This window comes from Solwaraspora sp. WMMD1047 (assembly GCF_029626155.1).
GTDB lineage: Bacteria > Actinomycetota > Actinomycetes > Mycobacteriales > Micromonosporaceae > WMMD1047.
The window spans coordinates 1923505-1937382 of record NZ_JARUBL010000001.1 but is presented as its reverse complement, the minus strand read 5'-3'; the positions used below and the strand labels follow the sequence as shown (position 1 = coordinate 1937382).

General features: G+C 72.2%; 9 protein-coding genes. 2 read left to right on the top strand and 7 right to left on the bottom strand.

What is annotated here, in order from left to right:
• Nucleotides 1-253 precede the first annotated feature (253 nt).
• The 5 genes from mpgS to O7627_RS08890 all read right to left on the bottom strand — a co-directional run bounded on the left by mpgS (nucleotide 254) and on the right by O7627_RS08890 (nucleotide 7820).
• Nucleotides 254-1483: a mannosyl-3-phosphoglycerate synthase gene (gene mpgS / locus O7627_RS08910; RefSeq protein ID WP_278093019.1), complete on the bottom strand. Its 1230-nt coding sequence runs from the start codon at nucleotides 1481-1483 to the stop codon at nucleotides 254-256.
• A 235-nt stretch (nucleotides 1484-1718) separates the two neighbouring features.
• Entirely contained in the window at nucleotides 1719-2732 is a 1014-nt protein-coding gene (gene ilvC, locus O7627_RS08905) for a ketol-acid reductoisomerase (RefSeq protein WP_278093018.1), read from the bottom strand.
• A 94-nt stretch (nucleotides 2733-2826) separates the two neighbouring features.
• Nucleotides 2827-3342 (bottom strand): acetolactate synthase small subunit, encoded by a 516-nt coding sequence (gene ilvN, locus O7627_RS08900; protein ID WP_278093017.1) that lies wholly within the window; start codon nucleotides 3340-3342, stop codon nucleotides 2827-2829.
• A 31-nt stretch (nucleotides 3343-3373) separates the two neighbouring features.
• Nucleotides 3374-5302 (bottom strand): acetolactate synthase large subunit, encoded by a 1929-nt coding sequence (locus tag O7627_RS08895; RefSeq protein ID WP_278093016.1) that lies wholly within the window; start codon nucleotides 5300-5302, stop codon nucleotides 3374-3376.
• Between the two features lie 214 nt (nucleotides 5303-5516).
• Nucleotides 5517-7820 (bottom strand): bifunctional diguanylate cyclase/phosphodiesterase, encoded by a 2304-nt coding sequence (locus O7627_RS08890; protein ID WP_278098218.1) that lies wholly within the window; start codon nucleotides 7818-7820, stop codon nucleotides 5517-5519.
• Between the two features lie 293 nt (nucleotides 7821-8113).
• On the opposite strand from O7627_RS08890, the gene ilvD reads away from it, so the two are divergent.
• Nucleotides 8114-9961, top strand: a complete 1848-nt coding sequence (gene ilvD / locus O7627_RS08885) for a dihydroxy-acid dehydratase (RefSeq protein WP_278093015.1) — start codon at nucleotides 8114-8116, stop codon at nucleotides 9959-9961.
• Nucleotides 9962-9979: 18 nt separating this feature from the next.
• On the opposite strand, the gene O7627_RS08880 is transcribed toward ilvD, so the two are convergent.
• Nucleotides 9980-10717, bottom strand: a complete 738-nt coding sequence (locus O7627_RS08880; RefSeq protein ID WP_278093014.1) for a hypothetical protein — start codon at nucleotides 10715-10717, stop codon at nucleotides 9980-9982.
• Nucleotides 10718-10990: 273 nt separating this feature from the next.
• On the opposite strand from O7627_RS08880, the gene O7627_RS08875 reads away from it, so the two are divergent.
• A complete protein-coding gene (locus tag O7627_RS08875) occupies nucleotides 10991-11896 on the top strand; it encodes an arginase family protein (protein ID WP_278093013.1) in 906 nt (301 codons plus the stop codon).
• A 3-nt stretch (nucleotides 11897-11899) separates the two neighbouring features.
• On the opposite strand, the gene O7627_RS08870 is transcribed toward O7627_RS08875, so the two are convergent.
• The gene (locus O7627_RS08870) at nucleotides 11900-13876 is read right to left on the bottom strand and encodes a cellulase family glycosylhydrolase (RefSeq protein ID WP_278093012.1); all 1977 of its coding nucleotides are present in this window, start codon (nucleotides 13874-13876) and stop codon (nucleotides 11900-11902) included.
• Nucleotides 13877-13878: the final 2 nt, after the last annotated feature.

The window sequence follows — 13878 nt, the reverse complement described above, 5'->3', positions numbered from 1 at the left end:
GCCGCTCTGCGCCCTGCGCTCCCGCCGTGCGGGGATCCGTGCGGTCCGGTGCACACCTGGCCGCGATGCTGCCGGCTGGCGCTCACCTACCCGCGATGGTAGGCGCACAGCGGCGCCAGGGCGCTCACGGACCCCCGTGAGCGCCCTCACAAACCCGACCTAACGCACCTTCAGGAGCCGACCGGAGCCCGGCCCGACGCACGACCCAGGAGCCGACCGGAGTCCGGCCCGACGCACGACCCGGGAGCCCGGCTCAGCCGCCGAGCGGCGGGCCGCCGTTCAGGCAGGGGCGCTCGACCAGGGCGCTGGCGCCGAGCTGCCGGAAGGTGGTCGCCTCGGCCGCCAGGGCGTCCCGGAACAGGTCCATCGCCAGCGAGCCGACGGGCGGGTAGATCCGCTCCCGGGGCGGCTCCTCACCCGGCGCCAGCGCGCCCTGGGCGATCATGAATTCCAGGATGGCGGACCGGACCGCCGGCAGCGCCACCGGCGAGTGGTAGAGCACGTTCAGCGCCTGCATCCGCATGCCCTGCACGTGCTCCTCGCCCTTGTTGTCGTGGAAGTGCGGGTTGCGGGTCTCGATCTGCAGGACCGGCACGGAACTGGCCATCACCTCGGGATGTGCCGATTCCAGTACGCCGCCGAACTGCTCGAACAACTCGACGTACTCGAACGGCTCGACCGCGAAGCCGCCGGCCAGTCGCATCCGCAGGCCCAGTTCCAGGCTGAGCGCGTGCTCGCCGGCGTTGCCGGTGGCGATCACCTCGGTACCGAAGCCCGAGTACTCCGCGACCAGCCGGTTCAGGAAGGCGTTGGTGATCTCGGAACTGCGCCCGCGCCGGCTGAAGAAGAGCCGGCCGTCGCGCAGCTTCGGCTTGGAATGCCAGGAGATCCGCACCATCGCGTACGGGTTGGCGGCCAGGTGCAGACCGGCGGCGTAGACCTTGACGTACTCGTGCACGGCGCCCGGCACGTAGTTGTCGGCGTCGATGTAGCCGAGGTACCGGCGCCCGGTCAGGGCGGCCACCGCCATGCCGACCAGCATCGCCTCGCCCTTGCCGGCGCGGACCAGCCCGTCGTCGTCGATCAGCTCGGGCATCCCCGCGGCCTTGAACGCGGCGGCCAGTCCCGGATCGCGTTGATGCACCGTGATCGCCGAGCGCTCGGCCGATCGACAGAACTGCTCGACCGTCTGCGCCTCGATCTCGTAACGGTCGACCGGATGTCGCGCGCTGTTCGAGACGAGCACGACGAGACAGTCATGGGGAATTCCCGAGAGCACTCCCTCGATTACTCTCCGTGTCTCATTCATGCAGGGAATGACGATAACCATTTCGCGTTCGACCGCTCGGATGGCATCGTGTGAAACGACGCCATCACTCACCGTCCCCGTGGCATCCCCCGAGTCCAGCTGGATGACACGCTGAAGCTCATGGATACGTACGGCGCCGAAACGCTCGGTGCGGTGCGATTGCTCCAGTCGCATGCGGCGACATTACCTGAGGACCGTCGATCACCGCCTGTGATCACGGCTCAATTCACCGGCCGCACCGCCCAGCACACGCGACCGACTTCAAATGGCAATCAATCGGTAACGGCCGCGCCGAGCTAACGCCGCCGGTAGGCAACTCGTGGGTGCCCCTACAACGAGACACGGCGCCCCGGTATCAACGGTTCACCGCGATACCGGAAGCGCCGCGCGATCCCGGGCGTGTCGTGTTTCAGGCGGTCTCGGTGATCGGCCGGTCCACCCAGCTCATCATGTCCCGCAGCTTCCGGCCGGTCTCCTCGATCGGGTGCGCCGCCCCCTCCGCCTGCCACTTGGCGAAGTTCGGCCGGCCGGCGTCGTCCTCGGCGATCCACTCGCGGGCGAACTCGCCGGACTGGATCTCGGCCAGGATCTTGCGCATCTCGTCCTTCACCCGGGCGTCCACCACCCGCGGCCCGCGCGAGTAGTCGCCGTACTCGGCGGTGTCGGAGACGCTGTAGCGCATCCGGGCGATGCCGCCTTCGTACATCAGGTCGACGATCAGCTTCAGCTCGTGCAGGCACTCGAAGTAGGCCACCTCCGGGGTGTAGCCGGCCTCGGTGAGCACCTCGAAGCCGGTCTGCACCAGCGCCGAGGCGCCGCCGCAGAGGACCGCCTGCTCGCCGAAGAGATCGGTCTCGGTCTCCTCCTTGAAGGTGGTCTTGATCACACCCGCCCGGGTGCCGCCGATCCCCTTGGCGTAGGACAGGGCGAGCGCGAGGGCGGTGCCGCTGGGGTCCTGCTCCACGGCGACCAGGCAGGGCACGCCCTTGCCGTCGACGTACTGCCGGCGGACCAGGTGGCCCGGCCCCTTCGGGGCGACCATCGCCACGTCCACGTCGGCCGGCGGCTCGATGAAGCCGTACCGGATGTTAAGCCCGTGGCCGAAGAAGAGCGCCTTGCCGGCGGAGAGGTTCGGCGCGATCGCCTGGGCGTAGAGCGACCGCTGGGCGGTGTCCGGCGCCAACACCATGATCACGTCCGCCTCGGCCGCCGCCTCGGCGGGGGTCAGCACCCGCAGCCCCTGCTCCTGCGCCTTGGCGCGGCTCTTCGAGCCCTCCGGCAGGCCGATCACGACGTCGACGCCCGAGTCGCGCAGCGACAGCGCGTGGGCGTGGCCCTGGCTGCCGTAGCCGAGCACCGCGACCTTCTTGCTCTGGATGAGCGCCAGGTCGGCGTCGTCGTCGTAGTACACCTCAGCGGTCATGACTTTCCTTCCTCGCGGCGGCCATGCCGGTCCGCCATTCGTTGACTGTCGGGTCCAGCGTGTCAGGCGGCGCGCAGCGCCGTCGTCCAGCGGGTCAGGCGGCGCGCAGCGCCGGACCGGTGGTGATCGACCGCGATCCGCGGCCGATGGCCACCAGGCCGGACTGCACCATTTCCTTGATTCCGAACGGTTCGAGATCGCGCAGCAGCGCGTCCAGCTTGTCCGCGGTGCCGGTCGCCTCGATGGTCAGCGTGTCCGGTGCCACGTCGATCACCCGGGCCCGGAACAGGTCCACCGTCTCGAGTACCTGGGCCCGCATCGAGCGGTCCGCCCGGACCTTGACCAGCAGCAGTTCCCGGGCCACCGAGACGGCCGGGTCCAGCTCCACGATCTTGAGCACGTTCACCAGCTTGTTGAGCTGCTTGGTGACCTGCTCCAGAGGGGAGGAGTCGGCGTTGACGACGATCGTGATCCGGGAGACGTCCGGGTTCTCGGTCTCCCCGACCGCGAGCGAGTCGATGTTGAAGCCGCGCCGGGAGAACAGCCCGCTGACCCGGGCCAGCACCCCGGGCTTGTTCTCCACCAGCACGGACAGCGTGTGCTTGGTCATCTGTCGTTCTCTCTCAATCCGTCCCGGACGATCACAGGTCGTCGTCGTCGAAGGCCGGGCGGACACCCCGGGCGAACATGATCTCGTCGTTGCTGGTGCCGGCGGCGACCATCGGCCACACCATGGCGTCCTTGCCGACCACGAAGTCGATCACGACGGGCGCGTCGTTTATCGCCATCGCCGCCTCGATCGTGGCGTCCACGTCGGCCGCCGTCTCGCAGCGCAGGCCGATGCAGCCGAGCGCCTCGGCCAGCTTGACGAAGTCGGGAATCCGGTGCTTGTGGGTGCCCAGCTCGGTGTTGGAGTAGCGCTCCCCGTAGAAGAGGGTCTGCCACTGCCGCACCATGCCCAGGTTGCCGTTGTTGATGATGGCGATCTTGACCGGGATGCCCTCCAGCGCGCAGGTGGCCAGCTCCTGGTTGGTCATCTGGAAGCAGCCGTCGCCGTCGATCGCCCAGACCACCGTGTCCGGCCGGCCGACCTTGGCGCCCATCGCCGCCGGCACCGCGTAGCCCATGGTGCCCAGGCCGCCCGAGTTGAGCCAGGTGGCCGGCTTCTCGTACGAGATGAACTGGGCCGCCCACATCTGGTGCTGGCCGACGCCGGCCACGTAGACCGCGTCCGGCCCGGCGATCTCACCCAGCCGCTTGATCACGTACTGCGGGGAGAGCGTGCCGTCGTCCGGCTCGTCGTAGCCCAGCGGGTAGCGCTGCCGCAGGTCGTCCAGCTGTGCCCACCACTCGGTGCGGTCCGCCGGGGCGGTCGCGTCCCGGCCGGCGGCCGGTTTGCCGGCGCCGCCCGGGCCGACCGCCTCGACCAGCTCGTCGATCACGTACCGGGCGTCGCCGACGATCGGCACGTCGGCGGCCCGGTTCTTGCCGATCTCGGCCGGGTCGATGTCGGCGTGCACGATCGCCGCGCCGGGCGCGAACGAGTCGAGCTTGCCGGTCACCCGGTCGTCGAACCGGGCGCCGAGCGCGACGATCAGATCCGCCTTCTGCAGGGCGTAGACCGCCGCCACCGTGCCGTGCATGCCCGGCATGCCGAGGTGCTGCGGGTGCGAGTCCGGGAACGCGCCGCGCGCCATCAGGGTGGTGACCACCGGGATGCCGGTCAGCTCGGCGAGCCGGCGCAGCCCTTCGGTGGCGCCGGCCTTGAGCACGCCGCCGCCGACGTAGAGCACCGGCCGCTTGGCGGTGGCCATCAGCCGGGCCGCCTCGCGGATCTGCTTGCCGTGCGGGTGCAGGGTCGGCCGGTAGCCGGGCAGGTCCAGGGTGGGCGGCCAGCTGAAGGTCGTCTGCGCCTGCAGGACGTCCTTCGGGATGTCGACGAGCACCGGCCCCGGCCGGCCGGTGGCGGCCAGGTGGAACGCCTCGGCCAGCACCCGGGGAATCTCCTCGGCGTCCTGGACCAGGAAGTTGTGTTTGGTGATCGGCAGCGTGATGCCCTGGATGTCGGCCTCCTGGAAGGCGTCCGTGCCGATCGCCGGCCGCGCCACCTGCCCGGTGATCGCCACGATCGGCACCGAATCCATGTACGCGTCGGCGATCGGGGTGACCAGGTTCGTCGCGCCCGGTCCGGAGGTGGCGATGCAGACGCCGACCCGGCCGGTGGCCTGGGCGTACCCGGTGGCGGCGTGGCCGGCGCCCTGTTCGTGGCGGACCAGGATGTGCCGCACCGACGAGTCGTAGAGCGGGTCGTACGCGGGCAGGATGGCGCCGCCCGGGATGCCGAACGCGACATCGACGCCGAGCGCCTCCAGCGACCGCACCAGCGAGGCGGCACCGGAGACCGCGACCGGTGCTACCGCCCGGCCCGGCTGCCCGACGGCGGTGGGGCCGGCGGGGTGGGCCGGGGCGGTGGCGGCGTGCGGACCGGCGGCGAGGGCGGTCCCGTCGACACCACCCGACCGGCTACGTCGCACACTGTGGGCGAGGGTCTCTGGTGTGGGTCTCGTCATGGCGATTCAGGCCTTCTCGGGTCAGTTGATGACTGAACTCTCTGGCGGTTGTCCGGCGGGCCGTCAACCGGCCCGATCCGGGACTTCCTGGCCGATTCCTGACAGGGCCGGCCAATAAAAACGGCCCTCGTGCAGATGCACGGGGCCAGCGCACTCTCGAACAGGAGAGTGCGCTCAGGTAAGTACTCGGAATGACCTGGTCGGCGACATGGGGCTAAGCCTGACGCATCTCACGCGATGAGTCAACTGATCTCACATCTTGGGCGGGGATGGCGCGCTCCGGCTTACCGGCGGCGCGCTCCGGCCGGGTCGGCGGCCGCTCCGCTCCCCGGCCGCCCGGCCGCGCCCGGGTACCGGGCAGCGGCCTGGCCCCGGGCGAGGTCGCCGCGTCCAGCAGCGCCTCCAGGTGCTCGGCCGGCACCCCCCAGCCGAAGAGCTGCCCCTGCCCGAACCGGCAGCCGGCCTCCACCACCGCCGCCAGCTCGGTCTGGTTCGTCACCCCCTCGGCGATCACCTCCAGGCCGAGCTGGTGGCCCAGCCGCATCACCACGTCGACCATCGGCGCGAACGCCCGGCCGCCGCGCTCCGGGGCGTGGATCGTGCCCTGCTCCGCCACCAGGCTGTGGTCGATCTTGAGGATGTCGATCGGCAGCCGGCGCAGCTGGCCGAGCGAGGAGTAGCCGGCGCCGAAGTCGTCGAGCGCGATCCGTACGCCGGTCAGACGCAGCGCGGCCAGCCGGCGGATCAGCTCGTCCAGGTCGGTGGCGACCGCGTGCTCGGTGATCTCCAGGACCAGCCGCTGCGGCGGCACGTGGTGGGCGCGCAGCGCGTCGGCGACCTGGACCACGTACTCCGGGGCGTGCAGTTCGCGGGGTGAGACGTTCACCGACAGCCAGACGTCGTGCCCCTCGGCCAGCCAGTGCGAGAGCTGGTGGCACGCCTCGTGCAGCACCCAGGCGCCGAGCTTGGCGATCATGCCGCACTCCTCGGCCAGCGGGATGAACTCGTCCGGCCGTACGCTGCCCAGCTCGGGGTGGTGCCAGCGCAGCAGCGCCTCCGCGCCGACCGGACGGACCGACGGCACCGCCACCACCGGCTGGAACGCCAACCGCAGTTCGCCGCGCTCCACCGCGCCGCGCATCTCGTGCTCCAGCATGGTCCGCCGGCGCAGCAGCCGGTCGTACGCGACGTCGTACCGTTCGATGCGGTTCTTCCCGCGCTGCTTGGCGTAGCGCAGGGCCAGGTCGGCGTTGCGGAGCATGGCGTCGGTGTCCCCGGCGGTGCACTGGTCGGCCACCCCGATGCTCACCGACAGGAAGACCCGCCCGTCGTCGTGCTCGTACGGGCGGCCCAGGACGCCGAGCAGCCGCTCGGCCACCCGCTGCGCCTCCGGCAGCCGCCCCCACATCAGGACGGCGAACTCGTCGCCGCCGAGCCGGGCCGCCACGTCCCCGGGCCGCAGGTTGGTCCGCAGCCGCTGCCCCACCTCGACCAGCACCGCGTCGCCCACGTCGTGGCCGCGCATGTCGTTGACGTTCTTGAAGCCGTCCAGGTCCAGCCCGAGCAGCACGCACGGGCCGGCGGTGGCGGTCTCCTCCGCCATGGCGCGCAGCAGGCCGCGACGGTTGGCCAGCCCGGTCAGCGGGTCGGTGTGGGCCAGCTCGCGGAAGTACTCCTCCCGTTCGGCCAGCCGGCCGGCGTAGGCCCGGACATCGGCCAGGGCGAGGTACTGCCGGGCCACCAGGGCGAAGCCCTCCACGCTGGCGGCGATGATGCCGAGCCCGTCGAACGTGCCGCCGCGCAGCAGGTGGTAGGTGGCCGAGGCGACCATCGCCAGCATCGGCAGGAAGGCGTAGCCGGTGCCGCGCCGGATCACGTCGGTGTCGGCGCCGCTGGCCCCGTCGGTGGATCGGCTGGCGATGGCGGTCAGGACCAGCCCGACCGGGAGCACGGCCGCGCTGGCCAGCGCCATCCGGGGGCCGGTCTGGCAGACCCCGGTGGCCAGCGCCAGCCCGCACGCGGCGACCAGGCTGACCCCGCCGCCGACCAGCGCCAGGCCGCGCCGGGGACGCGGTGAGCGGGCCCCGACGATGAAGGTGATCCCGATCGCCGCGGCCGTGGTGACGGTCGTCACCAGGACCGCCGGGCAGGCCATCGGGGTGCGGTCGCCGAAGAGCCTGGTCGGCTCGGAGAGCAGCACCCAGCTGACGAACCAGAGCGAGGCCGCGATCACCAGCCCGTCGAGGACGAGCCGCAGCGCGCCGGCCGCGCTGCCGGCGGCGCCCGGCAGCCGGAGCAGGCCGGCGCAGAGCAGCAACCCGCTCAGCGCCATCCCGAGCGCCACCACGGTGGCCAGGGTGATCCGTTCCGGCCGGTGGTGCGACCAGTGATCGGCGTACATCGACACCCCGACCAGCGCGACGACCACGCTCACCGCGGCGACGACCGCGCCGGCGGCCAGCAGCGCGTGCGCCTGGCGGCCCGGGCCGGACCGGCGGCGGGCCGAGAACGCCAGCATCGCCGGGCCGCAGAACACCGTCACTCCGCTCGCCACGGCAGCGGCCTCCACGCCCGACGGGAGTTGCACGCATCCACTGTGCCGGATGCGAGCTGACTCATGGGGAACGGGGGGCGGATTTTCCGTCATCGGGGCACGAACCGCCTGTTCGGTCATCCGGAGCGGAATGTTCCGCCGATGCCGTTCCCGGCGCGGGGCGGCCAGCCGGTCGATCGGAGGTGCCGGATGTCCCGCGTGGTGGACCCGGGTGGCGGCCGGCGGCGGACCGGCGCCGACGGTGCAAGACTGGTGGGATGCCTGAGCTGCGGTCCCGAACCTCCACCCACGGCCGGACGATGGCCGGCGCCCGGGCCCTCTGGCGGGCCACCGGGATGACCGACGACGACTTCGGCAAGCCCATCGTCGCCATCGCCAACAGCTTCACCCAGTTCGTCCCCGGCCACGTACACCTCAAGGACCTGGGCGGCCTGGTCGCCGACGCGGTGGCCGACGCCGGCGGCGTCGGCCGGGAGTTCAACACCATCGCCGTGGACGACGGGATCGCGATGGGCCACGGCGGCATGCTCTACTCGCTGCCCAGCCGGGAGCTGATCGCGGACGCGGTCGAGTACATGGTGAACGCGCACTGCGCCGACGCGCTGGTCTGCATCTCGAACTGCGACAAGATCACTCCGGGCATGCTGCTGGCCGCGCTGCGGCTCAACATCCCCACCGTCTTCGTCTCCGGCGGGCCGATGGAGGCCGGCAAGACGGTCGCCATCGAGGGCATCGTGCACGACAAGATCGACCTGATCGACGCGATGATCGCCTCCTCGAACGACGCCGTCACCGACGACCAGCTCGGCGAGATCGAGCGCTCCGCCTGCCCGACCTGCGGCTCCTGCTCCGGCATGTTCACCGCCAACTCGATGAACTGCCTGACCGAGGCGATCGGGCTGGCGCTGCCCGGCAACGGCTCGACGCTGGCCACCCACGCCGCCCGCAAGGCGCTGTTCGAGCGGGCCGGCCGGGTGGTCGTCGACATCGCCAAGCGCTGGTACGACTCCGACGACGCCTCGGTGCTGCCCCGGGCGGTCGCCTCCCGGCCCGCCTTCGAGAACGCCGTCGCGCTCGACGTCGCGATGGGTGGGTCGACCAACACCGTGCTGCACCTGCTCGCCGCCGCCCGCGAGGCCGAGCTGGACTTCGGGGTCGCCGACATCGACGAGATCTCCCGCCGGGTCCCCTGCCTGGCGAAGGTCGCCCCGAACTCGCCGAAGTACCACATGGAGGACGTGCACCGGGCCGGCGGCATCCCGGCCATCCTCGGCGAGCTGGACCGGGCCGGCCTGCTCCGCCGGGAGGTGCACGCCGTGCACGCCCCCGACCTGGACCGGTGGCTGGCCGACTGGGACATCCGCGGCGGCAGCGCCACCCCGGAGGCGGTCGAGCTCTTCCACGCCGCGCCGGGCGGGGTGCGCACCACCGAGCCGTTCTCCACCACCAACCGCTGGTCCCGGCTCGACACCGACCCGGCCGAGGGCTGCATCCGGGACCGGGCGCACGCGTACAGCGCCGACGGCGGGCTGGCCATCCTGCACGGCAACCTGGCGCCGGACGGGGCGGTGGTCAAGACCGCCGGGGTGCCGGCCGACCGGCTCAGCTTCCGCGGCCCGGCCAAGGTCTTCGAGTCCCAGGAGGCGGCCGTCGACGCCATCCTGAACAAGCGGATCGTCGCCGGCGACGTCGTGGTGATCCGCTACGAGGGCCCGAAGGGCGGGCCGGGCATGCAGGAGATGCTCTACCCGACCTCCTTCCTCAAGGGCCGAGGGCTCGGCCGGGACTGCGCCCTCATCACCGACGGGCGGTTCTCCGGCGGCACCTCCGGGCTCTCCATCGGGCACGTCTCGCCGGAGGCCGCCGGCGGTGGCCTGATCTCGCTGGTCGTCGACGGCGACGAGATCGTCATCGACATCCCGACCCGGCTGATCGAGCTGAACGTCGCCGCGGACGTGCTGGAGGCCCGGCGGATCGCCCAGGAGAAGCGCGACCGGCCGTACACCCCGGTGGACCGGGACCGGCCGGTCTCGGCGGCGCTACGGGCGTACGCGTCGATGGCGACCTCGGCCAGCGACGGCGCCTACCGGCTGGTCCCGGAGTAGGCCCGTCGGGCGCGCCGGTCAGTGGAAGAGGCCGACCAGGGTGCGCTTGAGCTGGCCGTCGTGTCGGGCGTCGGCCCAGACGGCGGTCTCCAGCGGCCGGCCGGCGCGCTGGGCGTCCCGGCAGTAGCGGAGCACCTCGGCCGCCGGCTCGCCGTTGGTCACCGACAGCGCGCCGCTGGCCCGCATCCGGTACGCGGCGTCCTCCGCGTCGCGCACCGCGACGCTGCCGTCGTCGCCGTACCGGGCGGCCACCACGATCCGCCAACCGAGGTTCTGCACCAGGACGATCCCGTCCGGGGTTCCGGGCGGGACGGATACCTCGGCGTTGGCCCGGACCAGCGCCTCGAACACGTCGCGCTGATAGCCGGTCGCCAACGCCGCCCGGGCCTGGCGCGGGTCCATCGCCGCGAGCAGCCCGTCGCGCCGCTCGGGCGGCAGGGTGGCCAGCAGGGCCGGAACCAGACCGTCGGGCACCGCGCCGGCCACCGCGGGCAACCGCCCGGCGGGCAGCTCGGTCAGCAGCGACACCGCCTGGTCGCCCGGCAGGATCCGCAGCATCGCGGCCAGCTGGTCGATCGAGAGCACCGCGAGCACGGCGGCCCGGGTGTCCGGGCGCAGCGCGGGCAGCAGCCGGAGCACGTCGGCGGGGGGCAGCGCACCGACCACCAACGGCAGCCGGTCCGCCGGCATCGCGGTCAGCAGACCGGCCGCACTGCTCGGCGGCGTACTCTTGATCATCGCGACCAGCTGGGTCACGGGCATCATCCCACCCGGCAGCATGAACTCTCCCCACCGTCGCCATGGCCGTCCCTGACCTGAGTAACACCTGGTCAGGGCGGGTGCCATCAGCTGTGGGGCGAATTCGACCGACATTCGGTCAAGATCACAAAATAAGCGGGCGTCGTCCCGGGAACGAGCCCAGACGCATGCGGCCGGGCCGAAACGGGTACGGCCCGGCAGAGAACGTACGTGGGGCGCCCGACCCGGGCCGGGGCCGGGAGCCGCGAGCACGATCGGGGGTTCCGGGTGGTGACGCTTCGCCTGATCGGCGTACCCACCAGCGCCGGTGCGCACGCGCCGGGTCTGGAGCGGGGGCCGGATCACCTTCGCCGGGCCGGCATCCGGGCCGCGTTGGCCGGGGCGGGCGTGGCCGCCGCGGACGGCCCGGACCTGCCGGTCACGCCCTTCGCCACCGGTGCCGCCCCGTCCGGGGCGCGCAATCTGCCGGTGGTGCTGGCCCAGGTGCGTCGGGTCGCCGACGAGGTCGCCGCGGCGCGGGCGGCCGGCGACCTGCCGGTGCTGCTCGGCGGGGACTGCACACTGGTGCTCGGTGCGGTCCTCGGTCTGCGGCTGGCCGGACACCGGCGCGACGAGGTGGGCGTCTTCTATCTCGACGGCGACGCCGATCTGGACACCCCCGGGGAGGGGTGGGGGGTGCTGGACAGCTGCGGCGTCGCCCACCTGCTCGGCGAGGGAGATCCCGAGCTGGCCAACCTGCTCCCGGACGGACCCCTGATCGACGCCGACGGTCTCGTGCTGTTCGGCTTCCACCCGGCGCAGTTGTCCGCCCCCCAGTGGCGTCGGTTCGCCGCCCGCCGGCTGACCGGGGTGCCGGTGACCGACATTCCGGCCGGCCGGGCCGGCCCGCTGGCAGCGGCCAGCCTGGCCGCCCTCACCGGCCGGAACGCGCTGCTGTTGCACCTGGACGTCGACGTGATCGACTATCCGGGTTTCCCGCTGGCCGACTGCCCCCGCTATCACGGCGGTCTGGCGTTTCCCGAGGCGATGGCGGCCGTGGCGGCAGCCGCCGCCCACCCGGGTCTGGCGTGCCTGACCATCACGGAGGCCAATCCCGACCATGATCCGACCGGGGAACTGACCCGGCGGCTGGTCGCCGGCTGGGTCGGGGCGGTCGCCGCCGGGATCGGCTCCTGACAGCTACTCCACCCGGACGTTGTCGATGTGCACCACCCCCGGGTTGACGTAGACGTACAGCTCGCGCACGTCGGCCAGGGCGGTCGCGTCGCAGGACATCGCCGAGGTCAGGTCGATCTCGGCGGTGCCGGTCCAGTTCTGGTTGCGCCAGGTGAAGGTCGACTGGCACCAGGTGTACGACGGGCCGGTCTGCACCGCGATCGCCGTGTTGGTGCCCACCGACGGATCGGTGCGCAGGTCGTACTTGAGCGTGATCCGGGCCGACAGGTCCAGCGGCTCGCTGAACCGGACCCCGAACCAGCCGCCCTCGACCGAGGTGATCCGCAGCCCGGCCGCGCCGTCGGTGGCGAAGTCGCCGGACCGGGCGACCGTGCTTCCGTCGGTCTGCCAGGACGCCGGCGCCCAACCGTACTCGTCGGTCTCGAACGAGGCGAGCACCAGCACGCCGGCCGGGTCCGGCTTCACGGTCACCACCAGGTCGGCGACGTTCGAGCGCCGGCCGGCCTGGTCGACGATGGTGTAGTGGGCCACCGCCCGGCCGGCGAAGCCGGCGGTCGGGGTGAAGGTCACCGTGCCGTCGGCGGCGAGGGCGAACTCGCCACCGGAGACCGCGGCGACCCGCTGCTGCCCGCCGGCGGCCGGGTCGAGGTCGATGCTGGCCGGCCGGACCCGGGTGCGGTAGCCGATGTCGTTGGCGGCCGGGGTGAGGGTCGCCGCCGTGTCGAACTCGACCACTGCGGTGTCGTGGTCGGCGACCGGCGGGCGGGACCGCTGTCCCCGGGCGATCTCCTCGGCCGCGTTGGCCAGGTTGGTGCAGACCGGGCTCGGGCAGTAGACGGTGTAGCCGTCGTAGTCCGGGTACGGGCTGCCGTCATCCTGCACGCCGGAGAGGATCCAGTACAGGAAGCCGGTCGTCCCGCCCCGGATGGCGGCGTCGGTCCAGCGCTGGTACACCGGATTGCGGGTGGCCTTGTCGTGCAGCCCGAACTCGCCGAGCATGACCGGCTTGCCGATCCGCCTGGCCTCCCGGCCGTGCCGCAGAATCCAGTCGGTGCCCCAGGCCGCGTCCTTGCCCCAGTGGTCCGGGTAGAGGTGGTACGAGAGCACGTCCACCGCCGGCAGCCGCCCGAAGGCCAGCGTGTCGACGCCCTCCCCGCAGTTGACCGTCCAGTCGCCGCTGGCCGGGTCGTCGCAGAAGAACCCCTCGTCGCCGACGCTCACCAGGTGCCGGCGGTCGATCGACTTGACGTGCCGGCTCATCTCGTCGGCCCAGGCCACCAGCGTCTCGGTGGTGCAGTCCGGCGACTGCGGGTAGACCCCCGAGCCCTTGCAGCGCGGCTCGTTGCCCAGTTCCCAGGTCAGCACCGTCGGATCGTCGGCGTACCTGACCCCGGTGATGGTGTTGGTCCGGTTCAGCAGGTGCGAGATCCAGTCCCGGTACCAGCCGCGGATGACCGGATCGGTGTAGAAGTCGTCGTGGTGGGAGCCGCCGCGCCAGCGCACGTACTGGTCCATGCCGCCGAAGTCCCGCCAGTTGTTGGTGAGCGGGATGACCAGCCTGATCCCGGCCGCCCGGGCCGCCGCCAGGACGTGGTCGAGGCGCTGAAGGCCGTCCGGGCCGTCGTTGTACGCCGGCTTCGCGCCGTCCCAGTACTGGAAGTAGACACCGTCGGCGGGACCGGCCACCGAGTTCGACCCGTCGGCGTTGCCGATGTCCAGGAAGCCCCAGGTGCGCAGGACCGTGAAGCCGGCCGCCCGGGCGTCGGCGAAGACGTCGTCGACCATCCGCGGCGACTTGTACATCAGGTAGTAGTTGTTGGTGCCGCCGAACCGGAACCGCTTGCCGTCCAGCTTCAGCTCGGCGCCGTGCCGGGTGACGAAGCCGGCGGTGGGACCGGGGGCGGCGGCGGCCGGCACCGCGATCGGGCCGGCCAGCAGTCCGGTGAGTGTCACCAGGACCGCCGCGAGGCGTACGCGCATCT